Source organism: Haloarcula rubra, assembly GCF_019599465.1.
GTDB classification, from domain to species: domain Archaea; phylum Halobacteriota; class Halobacteria; order Halobacteriales; family Haloarculaceae; genus Haloarcula; species Haloarcula rubra.
The window spans coordinates 238,504-260,634 of record NZ_RKLR01000002.1; the positions used below are offsets into that span (position 1 = coordinate 238,504).

At 68.6% G+C, this 22,131-nt stretch carries 25 protein-coding genes; 18 read left to right on the plus strand and 7 right to left on the minus strand.

The window, feature by feature from the left end; genetic code table 11:
• Entirely contained in the window at positions 1-189 is a 189-nt protein-coding gene (locus tag EGH21_RS05870; protein WP_220617545.1) for a DUF7554 family protein, read from the minus strand.
• An 89-nt stretch (positions 190-278) separates the two neighbouring features.
• On the opposite strand from EGH21_RS05870, the gene EGH21_RS05875 reads away from it, so the two are divergent.
• From EGH21_RS05875 to argF, 11 genes are all read left to right on the plus strand, one after another.
• A complete protein-coding gene (locus EGH21_RS05875; RefSeq protein ID WP_220617546.1) occupies positions 279-1,415 on the plus strand; it encodes a helix-turn-helix transcriptional regulator in 1,137 nt (378 codons plus the stop codon).
• 136 nt (positions 1,416-1,551) lie between these two features.
• Positions 1,552-2,364: a DUF7096 domain-containing protein gene (locus tag EGH21_RS05880; protein ID WP_220617547.1), complete on the plus strand. Its 813-nt coding sequence runs from the start codon at positions 1,552-1,554 to the stop codon at positions 2,362-2,364.
• A 308-nt stretch (positions 2,365-2,672) separates the two neighbouring features.
• On the plus strand, positions 2,673-3,935 hold the full coding sequence (locus EGH21_RS05885; protein WP_220617548.1) for an argininosuccinate synthase: 1,263 nt from the start codon (positions 2,673-2,675) through the stop codon (positions 3,933-3,935).
• A gap of 4 nt (positions 3,936-3,939) precedes the next feature.
• Positions 3,940-5,430, plus strand: a complete 1,491-nt coding sequence (gene argH, locus EGH21_RS05890) for an argininosuccinate lyase (protein ID WP_220617549.1) — start codon at positions 3,940-3,942, stop codon at positions 5,428-5,430.
• A gap of 165 nt (positions 5,431-5,595) precedes the next feature.
• On the plus strand, positions 5,596-5,760 hold the full coding sequence (gene lysW / locus EGH21_RS05895; protein ID WP_220617550.1) for a lysine biosynthesis protein LysW: 165 nt from the start codon (positions 5,596-5,598) through the stop codon (positions 5,758-5,760).
• A gap of 78 nt (positions 5,761-5,838) precedes the next feature.
• A complete protein-coding gene (gene lysX, locus EGH21_RS05900; protein ID WP_220617551.1) occupies positions 5,839-6,759 on the plus strand; it encodes a lysine biosynthesis protein LysX in 921 nt (306 codons plus the stop codon).
• On the plus strand, positions 6,756-7,793 hold the full coding sequence (gene argC, locus EGH21_RS05905) for an N-acetyl-gamma-glutamyl-phosphate reductase (RefSeq protein WP_220617552.1): 1,038 nt from the start codon (positions 6,756-6,758) through the stop codon (positions 7,791-7,793). The genes lysX and argC overlap by 4 nt, the downstream gene beginning before the upstream one ends.
• 18 nt (positions 7,794-7,811) lie before the next feature.
• Entirely contained in the window at positions 7,812-8,651 is an 840-nt protein-coding gene (locus tag EGH21_RS05910) for an acetylglutamate/acetylaminoadipate kinase (protein ID WP_220617553.1), read from the plus strand.
• A complete protein-coding gene (locus EGH21_RS05915; RefSeq protein WP_220617554.1) occupies positions 8,648-9,775 on the plus strand; it encodes an aspartate aminotransferase family protein in 1,128 nt (375 codons plus the stop codon). The genes EGH21_RS05910 and EGH21_RS05915 overlap by 4 nt, the downstream gene beginning before the upstream one ends.
• Entirely contained in the window at positions 9,772-10,827 is a 1,056-nt protein-coding gene (locus EGH21_RS05920) for a [LysW]-lysine hydrolase (protein WP_220617555.1), read from the plus strand. The genes EGH21_RS05915 and EGH21_RS05920 overlap by 4 nt, the downstream gene beginning before the upstream one ends.
• A 2-nt stretch (positions 10,828-10,829) precedes the next feature.
• Entirely contained in the window at positions 10,830-11,720 is an 891-nt protein-coding gene (gene argF / locus EGH21_RS05925; RefSeq protein ID WP_220617556.1) for an ornithine carbamoyltransferase, read from the plus strand.
• A 54-nt stretch (positions 11,721-11,774) separates the two neighbouring features.
• Here argF and EGH21_RS05930 read toward each other — a convergent pair whose 3' ends face one another.
• Entirely contained in the window at positions 11,775-11,954 is a 180-nt protein-coding gene (locus EGH21_RS05930) for a DUF7317 family protein (protein WP_220617557.1), read from the minus strand.
• A gap of 183 nt (positions 11,955-12,137) precedes the next feature.
• Entirely contained in the window at positions 12,138-12,881 is a 744-nt protein-coding gene (locus tag EGH21_RS05935) for an SDR family oxidoreductase (RefSeq protein ID WP_220617558.1), read from the minus strand.
• 228 nt (positions 12,882-13,109) lie between these two features.
• Here EGH21_RS05935 and EGH21_RS05940 point away from each other — a divergent pair, with 228 nt between their 5' ends.
• The 5 genes from EGH21_RS05940 to EGH21_RS05960 all read left to right on the plus strand — a co-directional run bounded on the left by EGH21_RS05940 (position 13,110) and on the right by EGH21_RS05960 (position 16,619).
• Positions 13,110-13,367: a hypothetical protein gene (locus EGH21_RS05940; protein WP_220617559.1), complete on the plus strand. Its 258-nt coding sequence runs from the start codon at positions 13,110-13,112 to the stop codon at positions 13,365-13,367.
• 90 nt (positions 13,368-13,457) lie between these two features.
• On the plus strand, positions 13,458-13,730 hold the full coding sequence (locus EGH21_RS05945; RefSeq protein WP_236035433.1) for a DUF8001 family protein: 273 nt from the start codon (positions 13,458-13,460) through the stop codon (positions 13,728-13,730).
• A gap of 76 nt (positions 13,731-13,806) precedes the next feature.
• A complete protein-coding gene (locus EGH21_RS05950) occupies positions 13,807-14,193 on the plus strand; it encodes a helix-turn-helix domain-containing protein (RefSeq protein WP_220617560.1) in 387 nt (128 codons plus the stop codon).
• Positions 14,194-14,289: 96 nt separating this feature from the next.
• Complete coding sequence (gene thrC, locus EGH21_RS05955; protein WP_220617561.1) at positions 14,290-15,675, plus strand: threonine synthase; 1,386 nt, start codon at positions 14,290-14,292, stop codon at positions 15,673-15,675.
• A 278-nt stretch (positions 15,676-15,953) separates the two neighbouring features.
• Positions 15,954-16,619, plus strand: a complete 666-nt coding sequence (locus EGH21_RS05960) for a DUF4166 domain-containing protein (protein ID WP_220617562.1) — start codon at positions 15,954-15,956, stop codon at positions 16,617-16,619.
• Positions 16,620-16,892: 273 nt separating this feature from the next.
• On the opposite strand, the gene EGH21_RS05965 is transcribed toward EGH21_RS05960, so the two are convergent.
• Positions 16,893-17,330 carry a hypothetical protein gene (locus tag EGH21_RS05965; protein WP_220617563.1) on the minus strand — a complete coding sequence of 146 codons (438 nt, stop codon included), beginning with the start codon at positions 17,328-17,330 and terminating at the stop codon, positions 16,893-16,895.
• 143 nt (positions 17,331-17,473) lie between these two features.
• On the opposite strand from EGH21_RS05965, the gene EGH21_RS05970 reads away from it, so the two are divergent.
• Positions 17,474-18,649, plus strand: a complete 1,176-nt coding sequence (locus tag EGH21_RS05970; RefSeq protein ID WP_220617564.1) for an aspartate kinase — start codon at positions 17,474-17,476, stop codon at positions 18,647-18,649.
• Positions 18,650-18,764: 115 nt separating this feature from the next.
• On the opposite strand, the gene EGH21_RS05975 is transcribed toward EGH21_RS05970, so the two are convergent.
• The gene (locus tag EGH21_RS05975; RefSeq protein ID WP_220617565.1) at positions 18,765-19,451 is read right to left on the minus strand and encodes a metallophosphoesterase family protein; all 687 of its coding nucleotides are present in this window, start codon (positions 19,449-19,451) and stop codon (positions 18,765-18,767) included.
• Positions 19,452-19,522: 71 nt separating this feature from the next.
• Complete coding sequence (locus EGH21_RS05980; protein ID WP_220617566.1) at positions 19,523-20,131, minus strand: IMP cyclohydrolase; 609 nt, start codon at positions 20,129-20,131, stop codon at positions 19,523-19,525.
• A gap of 380 nt (positions 20,132-20,511) precedes the next feature.
• Between EGH21_RS05980 and EGH21_RS05985 the strand changes: the two genes are divergently transcribed.
• A complete protein-coding gene (locus EGH21_RS05985) occupies positions 20,512-20,943 on the plus strand; it encodes a universal stress protein (protein ID WP_220617567.1) in 432 nt (143 codons plus the stop codon).
• Here the strand turns inward: EGH21_RS05985 and EGH21_RS05990 are convergent.
• Positions 20,940-22,124: an inorganic phosphate transporter gene (locus EGH21_RS05990; RefSeq protein WP_220617568.1), complete on the minus strand. Its 1,185-nt coding sequence runs from the start codon at positions 22,122-22,124 to the stop codon at positions 20,940-20,942. The two genes, EGH21_RS05985 and EGH21_RS05990, sit on opposite strands and share 4 nt — an antisense overlap.
• Positions 22,125-22,131: the final 7 nt, after the last annotated feature.

Here is a 22,131-nt window from a genome sequence, read left to right on the forward strand (position 1 = left end):
CTACAGGCGGTCGGTCAGGTAGAGGACGATGAGCACGATGAGCGCGATGCCGAGGAGCGGCTGGAGCGGGCCGAGGAGCCACCCGAGGATGCCGAGCACGCCCTCGACGACTTCCAGCGCTATCCAGACCACGACGAGGAGGAGCAGTACTTTCAGCAGCGTGTCTACGTCGACTTTCCCGCGGTTCATGGCCCTGGCTTCCGGTCGGCGGGTGAAACCAGTTGTGGCCAGCGTTCGGCAACAAGTCATATTGTCGCCGAGCGTAAACTGCCCACAGAATGCGACGAATCGGTAGCCTACTGGTCGCTCTGTTGCTCGTGACTGCGACGCTGACCGCGACGGCGGCGGGCGCCGCCTTCGGCGGTCTCTCCCAGCAGTCGGTCGACCCCGACGTGGTCGTGATGACCGCCGACGTGCAGGCCGACGGCGACGCGCAGTGGACCGTCGCCTACCGGATTCGACTGGAGACCGACAACGACACGCAGGCCTTCGAGGAGTTACAGGCCGACATCCGCGCCAACGAGACGGCCTACACGGACCGGTTCGGCGACCGGATGGCCGGCACGGCCCGCGCCGCCGAGAACGCGACCGGCCGGGAGATGGCCATCGAGAACGTCAGCGTCACGGCCACACAGGAGTCGTTCGGGCAGACGTACGGCGTCGTCACCTACCGCTTCCAGTGGACGAACTTCGCCGCCACCGACGACGGCCGTCTCACGGCCGGCGACGCCCTCTCGGGGCTGTTCCTCGACAGCGAGACGTCCCTGACGCTGTCGTGGCCCGCGGGGTACGGCGCCCAGAGCGTCACGCCCCAACCGGACGACCGCTCGAACACGTCGGCCACGTGGCGGGGCCAACAGCAGTTCGGCACCGACGAGCCACGGGTCGTCCTCGCGCAGGAGGGCGGCGGGAGCGGTGACGGTGGCCTCGACACGACGCTCGTCGGCGGGGCGCTAGTGGTGGTCCTCGGCCTCGTCGGGGCCGCCTACTGGGCGCGCCGGTCGGGCCTGCTCGCCGGCGACGGTGGCGACGGCCGCGAGGGCGACGAACCGGCCCAGCAGTCGACGGCGGCGTCCGAGGGCGGGGCGAGCCAATCGGTGACCGACGACGCGAGTGGCGCCGCCGGGAACGCCGCCAGCGCCGGGGCCGCCGGCAACGGGGCGTCCGAACCTCCGGCGGACCTGCTCAGCAACGAGGAGCAGGTGTTGAAACTGCTGAACGAGAACGGCGGGCGCATCAAACAGCAGGAGGTCGCGAGCCGACTCGACTGGACCGACGCCAAGACGAGTCAGGTCATCGGCGGCCTCCGCGAGGACGACGAACTGGAGACGTTCCGCATCGGCCGCGAGAACGTCGTCACTCTCCCCGATACGGACGTGACCGAGACGAACGGCGGCGACGAGAACGACGAGTAATAACTGTTCCGGCATTTCACACCCCGCAAGCGGAGTACTACGCCGCTGTCGTGCGGTTTAATCCGGGTTAATCGGCGACGAACCGGGCTGATCGTGTGGGGTTTATACGTGGATAGGGGGCCAAGCAGTGGGTACGATGAGACGAGCCACTCCGGCACTCCTGGCCCTCCTGCTCGTGACGAGCGCGCTGGCTGCGGTGCCAGCGGCCACGATGGCACAGGAGACGTCGACCCAGACCGAACAGCGCGGTGAGAACGCGACCGTCGCCCCCGGCGCGCAGTTCGCCGGCGCGGTCGGCGTGCAGGGCGCCGAACTCGGCGGCGAGGTCGAGGCCCGCGCGTACGGCATCAGCGTCGCGAAGGCCAACACCGACACCGCCCGCGCGGCCATCGTCGCCGACGAGTCCGGCGAGCTAGAGGGCCGTCTCGAAGAGCTCCGACAGCGCAAGGCCGCCCTCCAGCAGGCCCGCGAGAACGGGTCGATGAGCGAGGGCGAGTACCGCGCCCGGATGGCCCAGCTCCACGCCGAGACCCGGACCGTCGAGCGGTTGGCCAGCCAGACCAACGAGACGGCGAGCACGCTGCCCGCCGCGGCGCTCGAGGCGAAGGGCGTCGACATGGAAGCGGTCCGCTCGCTGGCCCAGCGTTCCGCGGAACTGACCGGCCCCGAAGTGGCCGAAATCGCCCGCAGCATCGCCGGGAACGACGTCGGCGAGGGCGTCGGACCGGCCGAGGACCGCGGGCCCGAGCAACGAGCGGACCGCGGCGAACGCAACGGAGCGGACGCCGACGCCGGGACGAACGGCACGGTCGACGTGGAGACGAACGACACCCAGACGACCGTGAAGACGACGGCGAACACGTCCGTCGAAGCCGAGACCGGCGACCTGCCCGACACCAACACCACGGCGACCAACGAGACCGAGCCCTCGCCCGACGGCGACTACTGACGACACCCTGACAGTGGTTCCCGTGTGACTCTCGGCCACACTGTTTCTAACACGGAAGCTATTAGTACGGGACCTACAGTAGTCGGACGTACATGACGCGGACCACCGTCGCCGACGCGTTCGCCGCCGCCGACGAGCGGTCCGTCCGCTTCTCCCCGAGCCGACGACGACGACGGGCCCTCTGCTAGGCCCACTACTCTCCTCACTTCGTTTCACGGTTCGTCTCGACTCCGAGTACCGCCGGTCGGCTGTCCGGCGTGTCAGTCCAAACCGACAGTCACACCACGGAACCCACACAGTACACACCTATGCCAGAAGGAAACGGAACCGTCGCGCTCGCCTTCTCCGGTGGGCTCGACACGACAGTCTGCGTATCGCTGCTGAAAGAGGAGTACGGCTACGACGAGGTCATCGGCGTCACCGTCGACGTCGGCCAGCCCGACTACGAGTTCGAGGAGGCCGAGGAGACGGCCGAGGCGCTCGGCGTCGAGCAGCACGTCGTCGACGCGAAGGAGGAGTTCGCGGACCTCTGTCTCAAGGCCGTGAAGGCCAACGCCGACTATCAGGGCTACCCGCTGGGCACCGCGCTCGCCCGCCCGGTTATCGCGAAGGCCATCCTCTCCGTCGCCGAGGAGGAGGGGTGTAACGGCATCGCCCACGGCTGTACCGGCAAGGGCAACGACCAACTGCGCTTCGAGGCCATCTGGCGCGACTCGGACCTGGAGGTCATCGCCCCGGTACGCGAACTCGGCCTGACCCGCGAGTGGGAGAACGAGTACGCCCAGGAGAAGGGCCTGCCCGTCGAGGGCGGCGACGGCGGCCGCTACTCCATCGACACGAACCTCTGGAGCCGTTCCATCGAGGGCTCCGAACTCGAAGACCCCTCGACCATCCCCGAGGACGACATCTACAAGTGGACCGAGAACCCCTCGGGCAAGGACGCCGAACTCGTCGACGTCGAGTTCGAAGACGGCGAGGCCGTCGCTATCGACGGCGAGGAACTGGGGAAGGTCGAACTCATCGAGCGACTCAACGCACAGGCCGGTGCCCACGGCATCGGCCGCACGGACATGATGGAGGACCGCATGCTCGGCCTCAAAGTCCGCGAGAACTACGAGCACCCCGCGGCGACGGTGCTCCTGACGGCCCACGAGGCGCTGGAGGGCCTCGTCCTCACCCAGGAGGAGCGCGCGTTCAAGGCCCAGGTCGACCAGCAGTGGTCCCAGAAGGCCTACGAGGGCCTCGTGGATGCGCCGCTCGTGAGCGCACTCGAAGCGTTCATCGACGACACGAACGAGCGCGTCACCGGCTCAGTCACCGTGAAACTCGAGGGCGGCCACTGCCGTCCGGTCTCCCGCGAGTCCGACTACGCCGTCTACAGCGAGTCCGCCGCGTCTTTCGACGAGGAGGACGTCACCGGCGGCATCACCCAGCAGGACGCCACCGGCGTCGCGAAGTACCACGGCTTCCAGTCCCGTCTCGCCAACGGCATCTTAGAGAACGCGAAGAAGGGGACGGCCGTTCCGGACGGGAGCGGCGAGGACGACCACGGGGAGGGCTCGGAGGAGTAACCCAATGAGCGACGGGGAGGACCACGCCGGGGACGCCGACGACGAGACGGTGGTCCGCCGGGACCGCTTCGCGGGCGGGCCTGCGCGCTCGTTCCTCTCCTCGCTCGCCGACGACGAGCGCATCTTCGCGGCCGACCTCGCCGTCGACCGCGCCCACGTCGTGATGCTCGAAGAGCAGGACGTCGTCGACCGCGAGACGGTCGGCGAGATTCTGGCGGCGCTGGACGACGTCGAGGCGGCCGGGCACGCCGAACTGCCCGACGGCGAGGACGTCCACGAGGCCATCGAGAGCGCGGTCATCGAGCGCGTCGGCCCCGAGGGCGGGAAGATGCACACCGCCCGCTCGCGCAACGACGAGGTGGCCGCCTGCATCCGGTATCGCCTGCGCGAGGACCTCGTCGAACTCGTCGAGACGGTCGTCGGCGCCCGCGAGCAGTTGCTCGCCGTCGCCCGCGAGGAGGTCGAGACGGTGATGCCCGGCTACACGCACCTCCAGCCCGCACAGCCGACCACGGTCGCCCACTGGGTGCTGTCCTACGAGCAGGCGCTCCAGCGCGACACCGCGCGCTTGTTCGACGCCTACGAGCGCGTCAACCAGAACCCACTGGGGTCGGCCGCGTTCGCGGGCACGCCGTTCGACGTGGACCGCGAGCGAACCGCCGAACTGCTCGGCTTCGACTCGGTGGCGGAGAACTCGATGGACGCCTCCGCCGCGCGGGACTTCCTCGTGGAGGTCACGAGCGCCGTCGCGACGCTGGCGACGACGCTCTCCGGACTCGCGGAGGACGTGGTCGTGATGGCCAGCAAGGGCCACGTCGAACTCGACGACGACTACGCCTCCACCTCCTCGATAATGCCCCAGAAGAAGAACCCCGACACGCTGGAACTGGTGCGGGGCCGCACCGGCGACGCGACGGCGGGGCTGAACGGCCTGCTGACGAACCTGAAGGGGCAACCGCGCGCGTACAACCGCGACCTGCAACGCGCGGGCCGCCACGCGTGGGACGCCATCGACAGCGTCACCGAGAGCGTCGAAGTCGCCGCCGGCGCCGTCGCCACCGCGGAGTGGCCCGCCGAGACGCTCGAAGCCGCCGCGAGCGAGGGGTTCGCCACCGCCACCGGCGTCGCCGACTTGCTGGCGATGGCCGGCGTCCCCTTCCGCACGGCCCACGAAGTCGTCGCCGAGGCGGCCGCGGGGCTCGGTCCAGAGGAGGACGCCCCGGACTACGAGGCCATCTCGGCTATCGCCGAGGACGTTCTCGGCGACCCGCTCTCCCAGTTCGTCGACCGGGCGGCCGTCGAGGCCGCCCTCGACCCCGCCGAGAGCGTCGCCACGCGCGACTCCCGCGGCGGTCCGGCCCCCGAGGCCGTCGCCGACCAACTGTCCGTCGCCGAGGAGGTGCTGGCCGGCCACGGCGAGACGGTCCAGACGGCCGCCGCCGCCGTCGAGCGCGCACACGAACGCCGGCACTCGGAGGTCGACCGCTATGTGTGAGCGACGACGAGCCCCGTCGGGGGCGATTGTACCATAAATCTGATACGGAAATCGGACACGTGCGGTATACTGGATTTAGACGGCGCTAGGCGGTAGTGTGCGTTACTATTCTATTCTGATAAGTTCGGAGGTTTTAAGTGGGTGCGGCCGCGAGAGAGAGGTACAATGGCAGACTGCATCGAGTGCGGGGCGGAAGTCTCCCTGCACGACTCCCTCGAAGTCGGAGAGATCGTCGACTGTGCTACCTGTGGTGCCGAACTCGAAGTCGTCGGCACTGACCCCGTCGAGCTCGACAGCGCACCCGAGCTCGAAGAGGACTGGGGTGAGTGAGGTGGCCGCGGTGGCGCGGCACGTCGCGTCGCCCGTGACCCGTGACGCCGCGACCCGCGGACACACGGAGGAGACAGCATGAGAGTCGGGATACTCTACTCGCGCATCCGCCGGGACGAGAAGCTCCTGCTCTCGGAACTGCGCGACCGCGACCACGAGGTAGTGAAGATAGACGTCCGCAAACAGCAGTTCAACATCAGCGAGGCCCCCGAGGCGTTCACGGACCTCGACATCGTCGTCGACCGCTGTCTGGCCACCTCGCGGAGCGTCTACGCGACGAAGTTCGCGAAGGCCTACGACGTGCCGGTCGTCAACGGCCCCGAGGTCGCCGAGACCTGTGCGGACAAGGTGAAGAACAGCCTCGCGCTGGTCGACGCGGGCGTCCCGACGCCCGACACCGACGTCGCGTTCACGAAGGACGCCGCCCTAGAGTCCATCGAGGACTTCGGCTACCCCTGCGTGCTGAAGCCCGTCGTGGGGTCGTGGGGGCGTCTGATGGCGAAAATCGACTCCCGCTCGGCCGCCGAGGCCATCCTCGAGCACAAGGAGACGCTGGGCCACTACGAGCACAAGATATTCTACGTGCAGGAGTTCGTCGACAAGCCCGGCCGGGACATCCGCGTGCTGGCCGTCGACGGCGAACCCATCGCGGCGATGGTCCGCTCGTCGGACCACTGGCTCACCAACGCCGCGAAAGGCGCCGAGACGAACGAGTTCGAACTGGACGACCGCGCGCTCGAACTGGTCGAGAAGGCGTCGGCCGCCGTCGGCGGCGGCCTGTTGGGTATCGACCTGATGGAGGTCGGGGTGTCGCAGAGCGACACCCGGGACGCGAGCGGCGACGAGCCGCGAGCGGAGGACTACACGGTCCACGAGGTCAACCACACCGTCGAGTTCAAGGCGCTCAACGAGGTCACCGACGTGGACGTGCCCGCGGCGGTCGTCGACTGGCTCGAATCGAAGGCGGCAAGCGAGAGCGACGCGGAGGTCACCGCATGACGTACTCCGCCAGCGTCGTCGGCGGCTCCGGGTTCACCGGCGGGGAACTCCTCCGCATCCTCGACGGCCACCCGGAGTTCGAACTCGCACAGGCCACGAGTCGCTCGAAGGAGAACAAGACCGTCGGCCACCAGCACCCCAACCTCCGCCACTCGGACCTGCGCTTCTCCTCGCCCGAGGACCTCGAATCGGTGGACGTCCTGTTCGCCGCGACGCCACACGGCGTCTCGATGGAGCAGATAGACCAGTTCCAGGACGCGGCCGATACGGTCGTCGACCTCTCGGCGGACTTCCGTCTGGACACCGAGGCGCAGTACGACGAGTGGTACGACGGGCACACGCGACCCGAACTCCTCGAACAGAGCGAGTACGCGCTCCCGGAACTGAACCGCGACAACCTCGCGGGCGCGGACCTCGTCGCCTCCGGCGGCTGTAACGCCACGGCGACGATTCTGGGCCTGCTCCCGCTGTTCGAACACGGCGTGCTCTCGGGCGACGAGCAGATAGTCGTCGACGTGAAGGTCGGGTCCAGCGAGGGCGGGGCCGGCGGCGGCGAGGCCTCCTCGCACCCGGAGCGCTCGGGCGTCGTCCGCCCGTACGCGCCGACGGGCCACCGCCACGAGGCCGAGATTCAGCAGTTCCTCGGCGTCGACGTCTCCTTTACCGTCCACGCGGTGGACATGGTCCGGGGCGCGAGCGCGACCTGTCACGTCTTCCCGGACGGCCCCGTCTCGAAAGGGGACCTCTGGGGAGCGTACAGGGGCCAGTACGAGGACGAACCGTTCGTCGAGTTGGTCGCCGGCGGTGGCGGCGTCTACCGCTACCCCGAACCGAAGGCCGTCGCGGGGACGAACCGCGCCGAAGTCGGCTTCGAACTCGACCCCGCCAACAAGCGGCTGGTCGTCTTCTCGGCCATCGACAACATGATGAAGGGGTCGGCGGGACAGGCGGTCCACGCCGCCAACGTCGCCCTCGGCATCGAGGAGACGGCGGGACTGGAGTTCCAGGGACTCCACCCCGTCGGCGCACCGTAATCCCTGACCGTAGTTTTCATGACAGTAGTTATCAAAGTCGGTGGCGCTCGCGCGGTCGACCCAGCGGGGGCGCTCGCGGACGTGGCATCACTCGCAGCGGACGGAGAGCAGGTCGTCGTGGTTCACGGCGGCTCTACCAAAGTCGACGAGACGCTCGAACGACTCGGCATCGACCCGGAGTACGTCGAGACGCCGAGCGGCGTCGTCGGCCGGTTCACCGACGAGACGACGATGGAAGTGTTCGAGATGGCCTTCGGTCACCTCAACACCCAACTCGTCGCGGGCCTCCAGAGCGAGGGCGTCGACGCCGTCGGTCTGAACGGCGTGGACGGTAAGTTGCTGTACGGCCCACGCAAGTCCGCGGTCCGCGTCGTCGAGGACGGCAAGAAGAAGATTCGCCGCGGTGACCACTCGGGGACCATCAAGCAGGTCAACGGCGACCTCCTGCGGTCGCTGCTTTCGGACGGCTACACGCCCGTGGCGGCCCCGCCGATGGCCGGGGAAGACGACGGCGAAATCATCCCCGTCAACACCGACGCCGACCGCTCGGCGGCGGCCATCGCCGCCGAACTCGACGCGACGCTCGTCCTCTTGACAGACGTCGAGGGCGTCTACGAGGACCCCGACGACCCGTCGACGCTCATCGAGTCCGTCGAGACGGCCGACGACTGGACGGCCCTCGAAGCCGCCGCCGAGGGATTCATGGGCCGGAAGATAATGGCCGCCGAAGAGGCGCTCTCCGGCGGCGCACCCGAAGTGGTGGTGGCCGACGCGAACGCCGACGAGCCGATTCTGTCGGCGCTCTCCGGCGACGGAACACACGTGCAAGCGAGTGCGATTTCGGAGGTAGATTCATGAGCGGATTCGTCTTCAACGAGAAACCCATCCAGATCGAGCGTGGCGACGGTGCCTACGTCTACGGCGACGACGGCACGGAGTTCCTCGACATGGGCGCGTCCTACGCCTGCGTCCCGTTGGGACACGGCCACCCGGCCGTACAGGACGCGGTCACCGAGCAGTTCGAGAAGATAACCTACGTGCAGGCCTCCTACCCCAACGCCGAACGGACGGCGCTGTACGACCTACTGGCCGACACTGCCCCGGACCCAATCGACAAGACGTGGCTCTGTAACTCCGGGACCGAAGCCAACGAGGCGGCGCTGAAGTTCGCGCGCTCGGCGACGGGCAACTCCAAAATCGTCGCGACGATGCAGGGGTTCCACGGCCGCACGATGGGGGCGCTCGCCACCACGTGGAAGGACAAGTACAAGAAGCCCTACGAACCGCTCATCGGCGACGTGGAGTTCGTCCCCTACGACGACGCCGAGGCGCTGGACGAGGCTGTCGACGAGAACACCGCCGCGTTCATCGTCGAACCGGTCCAAGGCGAGGGCGGCATCAACCCCGCGTCGGCGGGCTACCTCGAAGCGGCCCGCGAGATTACCGAGGAGACCGGGACTGCGCTCGTCTTCGACGAGGTCCAGACCGGAATGGGCCGGACCGGCGCGCTGTGGGACTCTCAGCGGGCGGACGTGACGCCGGACATGATCACGTCGGCGAAGGGACTGGGCAACGGCTTCCCGGTCGGCGCGACGCTCTGTCGGGACTGGATAGCCGAGAACTACGGCTCACACGCCTCGACGTTCTCCGGCGGCCCGGTCATCTCCGCCGCCGCCGGCGCGACCGTCTCGACCATCGTCGAGGAGTCCGTCCCCGAACACGCCGCCGACATGGGTGAGTACCTCCAGACGGAACTCGAGGCGGCCATCGGCGACGAAGTTCGGGACATCCGCGGCGAGGGCCTGATGATAGGCGTCGAGGTCGGTCGCGGCGCGAACAAGGCGCTGAAACAACTCGCCTTGAACCACGGTATCCTCGCGCTCCCCGCGGGCCGGACCGTGGTCCGACTGCTCCCGCCGCTGACCATCGACGAGGAACACGCCGACGCCGTGGTCGACGCGATGGCCGAGGTGGTGGGATGAGCGAAGCAGTCAGCGAGGACGCGGACGCCGAGGCCCGGCAACTGCTCGAAGACGTCGTCCGCATCCCCTCGATCACCCCCGAGGAACGCGAGGCCGCCGAACGCCTCGTGGAGTTCTTCGAGGCTCACGACCGCGAGGTGTGGCTGGACGACGTCGGCAACGTCCGCGCGCCCGCCGACGACGGCGTCCTCCTGACCTCCCACGTCGACACCGTGCCGGGTGACATCCCGGTCCGAATCGAGGAGACCGACGAGGGCGACGTGCTGTGGGGCCGCGGCAGCGTCGACGCCAAAGGACCGCTGTGTTCGATGGCCGTTGCCGCCGTTCGCACCGGGGCCTCCTTCGTCGGCGTCGTCGGCGAGGAGGTCGACTCCCGCGGCGCGCGCTACCTCGTCTCCGACCGCGACGCCGAACCGGACGCCGTCGTCAACGGCGAACCCTCCGGCTGGGAGGGCATCACGCTGGGCTACCGGGGGCTGCTCGGTGGGACCTACGTCGCCACCAGCGAGTCCGGTCACTCCTCGCGCCCGGAGAACAACGCCATTCAGGACGCCATCGACTGGTGGGCCGCCGTCGAGGACGAGTTCGAACCCGACGACTGGGTCCCGGTGTTCGAGCGGGTGACCTGCAAACCCGTCGACATCGACGGCGGCATCTCCGAGGACGGCCTCTCCGTCGAGGCGACGATGGACGTACAGCTACGCGTCCCCCCGGAGTACACCACCGACGAGATTCGCGAAATCGCCGACGGCCACCTCACCAACGGCACGGTTCACTGGGACGACAAGGTCGAACCCGTCATGCAGAGTCCCCGGACCCCGGTCGCGCGGGCGTTCCGGGCCGCCATCCGCCAACACGGCGGCGACCCCACCTTGCTTCGCAAGACCGGCACCAGCGACATGAACGTCTTCGCGAAGGCGTGGGACTGCCCGATGGCGACCTACGGCCCCGGCGACTCCGATTTGGACCACGCGCCCGACGAACACATCCACCTCGCGGAGTACGACCGCGCGGTCGGCGTCCTCACGGACGTCACCGAACGCCTCCTGTAACCATGCACCTGCTCGACGTCGACGACCTCACGACAGACGAACTGTCCGCCGTGCTCGCTCGCGCGGCCGAAATCAAAGCCGACCCCGGCGAGTACGAGGACCTGCTGGACCAGCAGACGCTGGGGATGATATTCGAGAAGCCCTCGACGCGAACCCGCGTCTCCTTCGAGACGGGGATGACCCAACTGGGCGGACACGCCCTGTTCCTCGGCCCCGACGACATCCACCTGGGTCACGGTGAACCGGTCAAGGACACGGCGCGGGCGCTGGCCCGCTACGTCGATTTCGTGATGGCCCGCGTCTTCGACCACGAGGACGTCGAGGAACTGGCCGCGTACTCCGACGTGCCGGTCATCAACGCGCTGACCGACGACGCCCACCCCTGTCAGACGCTCGCCGACCTGCTGACCATCCGCGAGAAGTTCGACGGGTTCGACGTGGACGTGGCGTGGGTCGGCGACGGCAACAACGTCTGTCAGTCGTTCGTCCTCGGCGCGGCGATGACGGGCATCGACCTCACCGTCGCCACGCCCGAGGGGTACGAGGTGTCCGACGCGGTGCTCGACCGGGCCGCCGAGGTCGGCGACGCGCCCGCGACCACGACGGACCCCGAGGCGGCCGTCGACGGCGCCGACGTGGTCTACACGGACGTCTTCGTCAGCATGGGCCAGGAAGACCGCCGCCACGAGAAACTGGACGACTTCGACGGCTTCCAGATAACGACGGACCTGCTGGGCGACCGCACGCTCATGCACTGCCTGCCCGCCCACCGCGGCGAGGAGGTCACCGACGCGGTCATCGAGTCGGACAACGCCGTCGTCTGGGACCAGGCGGAGAACCGTCTCCACGCCCAGAAAGGGTTGCTGGCGTGGCTAGCGAGGGACGGAGCGTAGCGAGCGGCTACTTTTCACCACGCTCGCGCGCGAGTGGTCGTGAGCGGAACGGCCCTATCTCCCGACCGTCTCGGACAGCGACTGTTCGTCGGCCTCGCGCACGGCGATACCGCGCGAACGGAGCGCGGACGCCACGTCGCCGGCCGAACGCCCACTGAAGTCGGCGGCCTGCTCCAGTGTGTACGTCTTACTGCGGTACAGCGTCAGCGCCGTCGTGAGGGACTTGGATGACATTCTTTCGACGGTCGTAGCATACCGGTACTAGGTATTAAACATTCTGTGGCACACACTACCTCGAAACTTCGATAAATCTGGTAGAACAGTACGAATGAGTGGATACAGGTCAGGAATATGGCCGAACGCCCAAACGAAGAATCTGGGGCGGCCGAAGGACACCCACGTGTCCCGAGACGGTGGCTAGAACCCGCTGAACTTGTCGCGTCGGTAGACGTCGAGTTCGTTGACCGTCGTCGGGGGTTTCTGAGCGAGTGCGAACGCCACGGCGTCGGCCACCTCTTCGGGCTCGGTCACTTCGCCGGGGTCGAAGCGTTCCTCGAAGGCCGTCCCTTCCTCGCTACCGAACTCCGAGCGGACCTCCGTCGGGTTGACCACGGTGACGCCCACGTCGTCGTCGCCGACCTGCCCGGCGAGACTCAGCGCGAACCCGCGGACCCACCACTTCGTCGCGGCGTAGACCGGGTTGAACGGTCGGGGGTACTGCCCGGCGAAACTCCCGATGAACACGAGGTTGCCCGCGGCCGCGCGGAGGTGTGGGAGCGCCTCGCGAGCGGTGTAGAACGCGCCGGCGACGTTGACGGACTGCATAGTCTCGAACGCCTCGTCGGTCATCGTCTCGACGTCGCTCCCACGGGCGAGGCCGGCGTTCGCGACGACGCCGGAGAGCGACCCGAGCGTCTCGGTGGTGGACTCGACGGCGGCCGCCACCGCCGCGGGGTCGCTCACGTCTGCCGGGAGGACGTGCGTCTCGACGCCGTGGGCGTCGGCCACCTCGGCGGCCAGTTCGCGCAGTCGATCCTCGCGCCGCGCGAGCAACGCCACGTCCGCGCCGTCCTCGGCCACGCGCCGCACGGTCGCCGCGCCGATGCCCGCACTCGCGCCAGTGACGAGAACCGTCTCTCCGGAGAGTGTCGCGTTCGTCATACGTGACTCCCCGTCCGAGTGGGGCTTAGACGTTGTGCCGGCGAGTGTGGGTCCGGCCGCCCGTCGCTCACGAACTCGGCGGCGAGTAAACCCGTCGACTCCACCCGAAACGGTGCCCTTTTCGATACGTTCGACAATAGTTGACACAGCCCCGGCCGTCCCTGAATCGTCCGGTTCCACCCGAAACGCTACCCTTTTCGCTACGTTCGACAACGGTTGGCACCGTCCGTGCCGGGAGCTAGCCTGTCCGAACTCCCCGCCAGCGGTCGGTGGCAGCGGCGGTTCGTCGTCCTTCGACTGGTTCGTCGACGGCGGGCGCTGGGCGCGCTGGAGGCGGCCGGTGTCGAACGTGCTGTCGAAGAACCGCGCGAACAGCGGCCGGGCGTCGCCGCTGCCGGAGGCGAACGTGTCGGCGTCGTCGTCCCACAGTTCGTCGAAGCGGTACCCCGCCAGCGTGAGGCCGGCACACCGACACCCAACGATTAGATACCAGCGTCGCTCGACACGTATCGTCGTCCCTCGACTGTGTGGCTGTGTGTCACACCTCGCTCGCGGTAGCGTCCGACCGACGCAGAGATGCCCGACAGTATAAGCCGGTGGCGCTGGTACCGCAACCCGATGGAACCACTCGTCGTCGACGCCGGCGAAGCCGACGTCGAAGCGCTACTGGACGTCCTCGAAGACGGCCGGCGGGTCGTCGTCCGCACGCAGTTCCTCGGCGAGTCCCACGAGGTGACGTTGCGCTACGACGGCGTCTGGTACTGTGACACGCCGACGCGACTGCACAAGCACGACTCACGCGAGGAGATGCGGACCTGTCTCGAGCGGCAGGGGTACGGACAGGAGTGAGCGTTACGCCGGTTTCACCCGGTGAGCCGCAGGTAACGGCTCCGTTTATGCGTGGCGCGTGCCTATCCGCCGATACATGGCAATCGACCCATCGCCCGACGCCTTTCGTGAACTCATGGTCGACGACGAACCGTCGCTCGACGAGGTGATGGCCTGCGTCTTCGGCGTCCAGCGACACGAGGTCCGGACCTATCGGACGCTCCTCGACACCCCGGGGAGCACCGTCGAGGAACTCGCCGCCGAACTCGACCGTGACCGCTCGAACGTCAACCGCTCGCTGTCGACGCTCCGCGAGAAGGGACTCGCGAAGCGCGAACGACGGCTACTGGACGGCGGCGGCCACGTCTACCAGTACACCGCGACGCCGCTCGACGACGCCCGCGAGTTGATGCACGAGACGCTGGACCAGTGGACGGCGGCCGTCCACGAGCGCATCGACGAGTTCGACGCGACCGACGTCTAATCGCGCCGAGAACGCCGTCGTCGCCGGCGCACGGTCCCGATTCCTCGCCGACCGTAACCGTCCGACTTTTGCCCGGGCGGACCATCACCTCGAACAATGGCTGACCTGCAACTCACCGACGACGTGCCGTCGGCGGCCGACGACGGCGCCTGGCTCGCCTGCATCGAGTGCGGCGAGTCGTTCGCACCCTTCGATGCGGTTCGTTACACCTGCGACCACTGTGACGGCCTGCTGGAGGTCCGCTACGCCGACCTCCCCACCTTCGAGGACTTCGAGGGCGAGGGGTCGGGCGTCTGGCGCTACCACGACGCGCTGCCGTTCGACGTCGGCGTCACCCTGCCCGAGGGGAACACCCCGCTGCACCGCGTCCCGCGCATCGAGGACGAGGTCGGCGTCGACAGTCTGCGCGTCAAACACGAGGGGATGAACCCCACTGGCTCGTTCAAGGACCGCGGCATGACCGTCGGCGTCCGGGTCGCACAGGAGGTCGGCGTCGACCGCCTCGCGTGTGCCTCGACCGGGAACACCTCCGCGGCGCTTGCGGCATACGGCGCCCGAGGCGGGATGGAGACGCTCGTCTTGCTCCCGGCCGGGAAAGTCGCCGCCGGGAAGATCGCACAGGCGGCCCTGCACAAGGCCCGCATCCTCGAAGTCGACGGCAACTTCGACCAGTGTCTCGACATCGTGCAGGACCTCGCTCAGCGCGGCGAGGCGTACCTCCTGAACTCGCTGAACCCCTTCCGTCTGGAAGGGCAGAAGACCATCGGCCTCGAAATCATGGAGGAACACTACGCCGATTACGGCGAGTACCCCGACCGCATCGTCCTGCCGGTCGGCAACGCCGGCAACACCGCGGCGCTGTACAAGTGTTTCCGTGAACTCGTCAAGGCCGGGGCCATCACCGAGGAGCAGGTGCCGAAAATCACCGGCGCACAGGCCGAGGGCGCCGCGCCGATGGTCGAAGCTATCGAAGAAGGCTTAGACGAGACCCGTCGCTGGGAGGAGGTCGAGACCCGCGCGACGGCCATCCGCATCGGCAACCCCGTCAACGCCCCGAAGGCGCTGCCGGGCATCCGAGAGACCGGTGGGACGGCCGTCGCCGTCTCCGACGAGGAGATTACCGAAGCCCAGCGTGACCTCGCGGGCGAGGGCGTCGGCGTCGAACCGGCGTCGGCCGCCTCCGTCGCCGGCCTGCGGAAACTCCGCGACCGCGGCGTCGTCTCAGACGACGAGTCCGTCGTCTGCCTGACCACGGGCCACCTGCTGAAGGACCCCGACGCGGCCGCCGAGGCGGGTGCCAACCCCGAACCGGTGCCCAACGACACCGACGCCATCCTGGAGCACATCGGCGCCTCCTCGTCGGTCGCCGAGGCGGTTCGGCGACAGACCTCGAAGGCCGCCGACTCGCCGCTGGTCCCGGCGCTTGTCGCCGGCGGTCTCGGCGTCGCGTACCTCTACCGGAAACTCCGCTCGAAGGAGTAACGTCGGCGGGCGAGGCCGACGGCGACGAGTCGGTCGGCTATCCGACCACGGGTCACCTGCTCGAGGCCCCCGCCGTGGCTGGCACGACGCCGAACCCGTCGCCAACAGCACCGAGGCCGTGCTGGAGCAGTTGGCCGAGAACTGACCGACCGTTCGCCCTCGGTGGCGAACAATTCTTATCATTCTGGCGGGCGAAATCAACTCGATATGGTCGACACACGCCGGGACCGACCGGACCGTCAGACGCCGACAGGCACGCCACTCGACCGGAGGACCGCATGACCGGCGTCTACGAACGGGCGCTGGGCGAGGCGGCCGACGAGTTGCACCCGAAGGTCCGCGAGCGGTACAGCGTCGGTCCCGAGGACGGCGTCACGGTCGGCCGCGGCGAGATGGATATCTCCCGCGGCACGCACGTCCTCCCGGCGCTGTACGCGATGACCGCCCGGGACATGCTGTTCCCGGAGGCCGGTCACGACGTCCCGTTCTCGGTGACGACGGTGGGGTACGACCTCGACGGGCACGAGGCGATGACGACCCGCCGCTCCTTCGAGTTCGGCGGCAAGACCCGGCGGTTCGACTCCGTGACGGTGTGGGACAGCGACGGCGAGCGCCTGCTCGACTTTCTGGGCCGGGGCGGCCCCATCGCGACGGAACTGCACCCGCGCGTCGAGAACGGCGCGCTGGTCGTCGAGGCGGGTCGCCAGTGGCTCCACCGGGGGGACCGCTACGTCCGGCTTCCCGCCCCTCTCGTCGCGGACGTCGAGGTGCGTGACCGCTACGACGAGGCCGGCGAGTGCTACTACGTCCTCGCCACCGTCGAGAACGCCCTCGCGGGCCACGTCCTCAGCTACCGCGGGTCGTTCACGCAGGAACTGACCGGGCGAGACGAGGTTGCGGACCTCCGACCGATCCGCCACCTCCCGACGCTCCCGCCGCGATGACCGGGGCGGTCGGCCGGTGCCGACGGGCGGCACGTGAGACGCGAATCGCCCGTCAGCGCCGTCCCGCAGTGCTCGCATTCGTCGGTCCTCGCCGCGCTGTCGACGGCGCTGCCGAGCGCCGCGAAGGGAACGTGGCGAGGACGACGAACACGGCCAGCGCCCACCCGGAGGGGTCGAGAAACAGGCGGCCGACGACGGCGACGGTGGCCGGGACGGCCAGTGCGGCGGTGACCGTTCCGTCCCGGTCGAGCAGACTGCTACGCCTCGCGACGGCTACTGCTCCGGGCGACCGGGTTCGAGGCGATACCGGACTGTCGGCTTCCCTTCGAAGCGAGGCCCCTGTCCCGTGCGTGTGAACCCGGAGGCCTCGACGGCGGACTCGACGGCGGATTCGCCGTCGGGGACGAGCAACTCGACGTTCATGTGCTCCCGTTCGGCGAAGGTGATCGGTTCGTCGAGCAACCGTTCGCAGGCGTCGGCCGACCCCGCGAGTTGCGTGACGTGGACGGTGCCCTGTTTGGCGTCGTAGCTGACGAACCCGACGATGGTCTCCCCGTCACCCTCCTCCGCCCCGTTCTCCCCGGTCGCGTCCTCGCCCGTGGCCACTCGTACCGTCCGGTCGTGGACGAGGTTGCGCATCACGTCCGGCGGACTGTCCGCGAGGTCGGCGAGACGCCCGGCGTCGGCCTCGACGGCGTCACGTATCTCCATGCCTGTGACTGTGTGCCCCACGTAAATAAACGGTGTGTCGGACAGTACCACCCGGGCCGTGAATCGGGGCAGATGAACACAGTTATCCCCGGCCACGGCGAACGCGGGGGCATGACTCAATCACGCACGGCGCAGGTGGTACGATGCGCGTAGTCGCGAAGTTCGGGGGGACCAGCCTCGGCAGCGGCGACCGAATCAACCGGGCCGCAGACTCCATCGCCGCCGCCGTCAAGCAGGGCCACGAAGTCGGCGTCGTCGCCTCGGCGATGGGCAACACGACCGACGAACTCCTCGAAGGTATCGAGTACGACGCCGCCGACGAGGACCGAGCCGAGATCGTCTCGATGGGCGAACGGACCTCCGTCCGGATGCTCAAGGGCGCACTCGCGGCCCGCGGTATCGAGGCCGTCTTCCTCGAACCCGGGAGCGAGGAGTGGCCCATCATCACCGACGAGTACGGCGAAGTCGACGTCGAGGAGACGAAGAAGCGCGCCCACGCGCTCGCCGGGCAGATGAAAGACGTCGTCCCGGTCATCACCGGGTTCCTCGCCGAGGACCACGAGGGCAACGTGACGACGCTCGGCCGCGGTGGCTCCGACACGACGGCGGTGATGCTCGGCAACTACATGGACGCCGACGAAGTCGTCATCGTCACCGACGTCGAGGGCGTCATGACCGGCGACCCGCGCGTCGTCGAAGGCGCCCGCAACGTCGGCGAGATCTCCGTCGACGAACTCCGCTCGCTCTCCTTCCGCGGCGCGGAAGTCGTCGCCCCCTCCGCCCTCTCGTACAAGAACGCCGACCTCGGGGTGCGGGTCACCCACTACCAGCACGGTGACCTGCTCACCGGCGGCACCTCCATCGAGGGCGAGTTCCAGAACCTCATCGACCTGCAGGAGCAACCGCTGGCGTGTGTCACCGTCGCCGGGCGCGCCATCCGCAACAGTCCCGGCATCCTCGCGGAACTGTCCAGCGCCATCGGCGACGAGCGCATCAACATCGAGGCCAACTCCTCGGGGATGGACTCGCTGACGTTCTACGTCGACGCCGAGGACGCCGACGAAGTCGAGGCGCTCCTCCACGACGAAATCGTCGACGACGAGACCCTCTCGTCGGTCACCGTCGAGGACGACATCGCGGTCATCCGCGTCACTGGCGGCGACCCCAGCGAACACGCGCTTCCCTACCGCGTCACCCGACCGCTCGCCGAAGCGCACATCCACCTCTACGACGTCGTCACCTCCGCGACGTCCGTGTCCGTGTTCGTCCCGTGGGACGACCGCGAACAGGCGCTCGAACTGGTCCAGAGCACCTTCTGACCCACGTTTCCCCCGTCGAGACTCTTCCGCGCAGAGACGTTCGGAAGGCAGCGAATTCCGCTAGGACTGGCCAGCGCGTCGCTCGACGGCCGCCGTGACGACCGACGGCGAATCCTCACCGCCCCTGCGTCAGTCGGAAGCCGATTTCCCGGGGGAGGCCGGCGTCCTCGACGGCGTGGATGACCTCGGTCGTGTCGTACTCGACGCGGCGGTCCTCGACGGTCATCGTATCGAGGTCGAGGATGGCGTAGGCCGCGCGGTGGTCGCCGTCGCGCGGTTGGCCGACACTCCCGGGGTTCATCACGACGCCGTCGTCGTACACCTCGTGGTGCTGGTGGTGGGTGTGGCCCATCACGAGGACGTCCTCCTCGCCCAGCAGGTCCGGCCCGAACTCGTCGGGGTAGGTGTAGTGGTCCGGGTCGTCGGGGTGGCCGTGGACGAGTTTCACCCGGTCGTCACACGTCCGTCGCTCGTCCGGGAGGGCCGCGAGCCAGTCGAGTTGTGCTTCGTCTAGCTGCTCGCGGGCGTGGTCGACGCCGGCTTTGGCCATCCCGTTGAACGCGAAGGGGGTCGTGGCCGCGACGGCCCGGTCGTGGTTGCCCATCACCGTCGGCACCTCGGTGTCGGGCCAGTCCTCGCCGTCCCCCAGCCCCCGCATCGCGTCGACGCAGTCGGCGTGCCACGGGTTGTACCCGACGACGTCGCCCGCACAGACCAGCCGGTCGACCGGCGGCATGTCCGCGAGCACCGCGTCCAGCGCCACTCGGTTGCCGTGGATGTCGGAGAGAACGCCTACCTTCATCGTGTAGTCCTAACGGGTGAGGGGTCTTGAGTGTCAGCACTGCGTCAGCTATCGCGCCCCGCCGTCGTGGCTCACTCGCCGTTGTACACCGACACGTCGAAGTCGCCGGCCGCGCCGTCGACACCGGCCGCACAGACGGCGTGTTCGAACTCGTGGTCGTACACCTCGCGGGCGGCCGCGTCGGCGACCGTCGCCGAGAGGTCGAACGCCGTCGGGCTGTCTTCCTCGTAGGTGGCCACGAGCGTCGGTTCGGTGACCTCCTCGACGACGAGGGCGTCCCGGCGGACGGTGCCGACGACTGCCCCCGGTCCGTCGGCGTTCGTCGTCGGGTCGTCGGCGTCGACGCCGACGATGCCCGCGATGCGGGGTGTGTCGTAGTCGTCCTTCTCGAAGTCCAGCGCGAGGAGCGGTTCGGCCAGCGCGTCCCGTGCGGGGTAGCCCAGTTCGAGTTTCTCCGCGATGGGGTCGACGTGTGAGCCGTTGCCGACGACGGCGCCGCGCTCTGTCACGCGGACGCCGTTGTAGGAGATGTAGGGGTTGTCCGTCTCCGGGGCGTCCGGCGTCGGTTCGACGGTGACGGTGCCGTCTCGCTGTACAGCCTGCCGGTTCGGGAACGACCGCGAGGAGACTCGATACGCGCCTACCTCGGGGCCGACGACGACGAAGCGTCCGACGTACATACCCGACATGGGCGGCCAGCGTGGCAAAGCCGTGTCGATGTTCGGGCGAGGGTTCGACTACCGACGGGGGCCAGCCACGCCGTGACAACCCACCGCACGTCCGACCGCCCGACGGCACCTCGCCGGGTGCCGACGACTGACATGCCAACTCGAGTCCGCAACACTGAAATACAGCAGCCGGGTATACAGTAGTGTACGTCGCTGAGCGAAACCAGTGGCGAACGTGTCAAAGTTCCGTGGGGTAGTGGCCAATCCTGTTGCCTTCTGGGGGCAACGACGGAAGTTCGAATCTTCCCGGAACTACTCTCCTTCGTTCCCGACCGGCGAGCGACCGCGCCGTCACCACCCGGCTACTTGTCGTTGCACACACGAGATGTGGTATGGCACCCGAACACGTCCTCGTCCCCCTCGACGGCTCACCGCTGGCCGACGAGGCGCTGGTCCACGCCGTAGAGACGTTCGACTGTCGGTTGACGGTGCTGAACGTCGTCGCGCCGCTGGACAGCGCCATGAGCGAGGGCGGCATCCTCGAACCGGGTGACGAGCGGCGCGAGGCGGCGATGCGACGTGCGGACCGCCTCGTCGAGCGGGCCGAGCGGACGGCCGCCGAAGTCGACCGGACCGTCGAGACGGCGGTGGAGACGGGCGATCCCGCGGAGACAATTCTCGGCTTCGCCGAGGCCAACGACGTGGACCAGATAGTGATGGGCGGGCACGGTGGCGACCGGAACGAACTGGCCCGGCGGTTGCTCGGGACGGTGGCGACGGCCGTCGTCAGCGAGGCGCCGGTGACGGTGACCGTCGTCCGTTAGCCCAGCACCGTCGCGAACGCCCGGTAGAGGGCGAACCCGACGGCTACCGAACTGAACAGCGTGAGCACCCAGAAGCCGAGCGTCACTCCGATTTTCCGCCTGGAGACGCCCGCCGACCCGCCGGCGAGGCCGCCGCCGATGACGCCGGAGATGATGATGTTGTTGAACGAGATGGGGATGCCCAGCGCGATGGCGGTCTGGGCGATGATGAACCCCGGCACGAGCGCGGCGATGGAGCGCCTGACCCCGAGTTGGGCGTACTCGCGGGCGGTCGCTTGCAGGAGTCTGGGCGCCCCCATCCACGCGCCACCGAGGATGCCGACGGCGCCGAGGCCCAGCAACAGGAGGCCCGGCAGCCCCAGTTCCACGCGGTAGAGATTTTCGAGGGGACCGGTCGCCAGTCCGACCTGACTCCCGCCGCTGGAGAAGGCGACGACGCTCCCGAGGACGACCAGAAACGTCTTGATGCCCTTGTCGACGGACTGCTGGGTGCGCCGGCGGATGAACAGGAAACTCGCGGCGGCGGCCAGTACCGTCACGAGGACGACGACGCCGGGCAGGGGGACGACCATCGCGGCGAACCCGGCGATGGAGTTCTGCGTGGCGTCGGCCGGGGCGGGGATGACGCTCAACTCGACGTTGGCGACGATGCCGCCGACGACGGCGGCGAGCAGTGGCACACCGACCGTCTCGGGGATGTCGTCCCGGCGGAGGATGGTGGCGGTGATGTAGGCCAGCCCCCCGGAGACCGGCGGGACGAGCGCCCAGAACGTCGCGATGCGCTGGTAGGTGCCGAAGACGGGCGCGCCGCCCAGCGAGAGGCCGACGCCTATCATCGCCCCCGTCGTCGCGAAGGCGGCGGGGACGGGGTAGCCGCTGTAGACGCCGAAGGCCATGAACAGCGTCGCCGTCAGCAGGCCGGCCGTCGCCGCCAGCGACGTAATCTGGACGCCGTCGATGAGGCCGGCCCCCACTGTCTCGGAGATGCTCCCGCCCTGTGTGAGCGCACCGAGCGCCGCGAGGATGCCGATGAGGAACGCCGCCCGCATCGTCGAGATGGCGTTGGCGCCGATGGCCGGCGCAAAGGGGGGCGAGTTGCTGTTGGCACCGAGTGCCCACGCGGTTACGAGGCCGGTGAGCGTCGCGAGGACGACCAGCGCCCAGAAGACGAGTCCCGGCACCGACGAC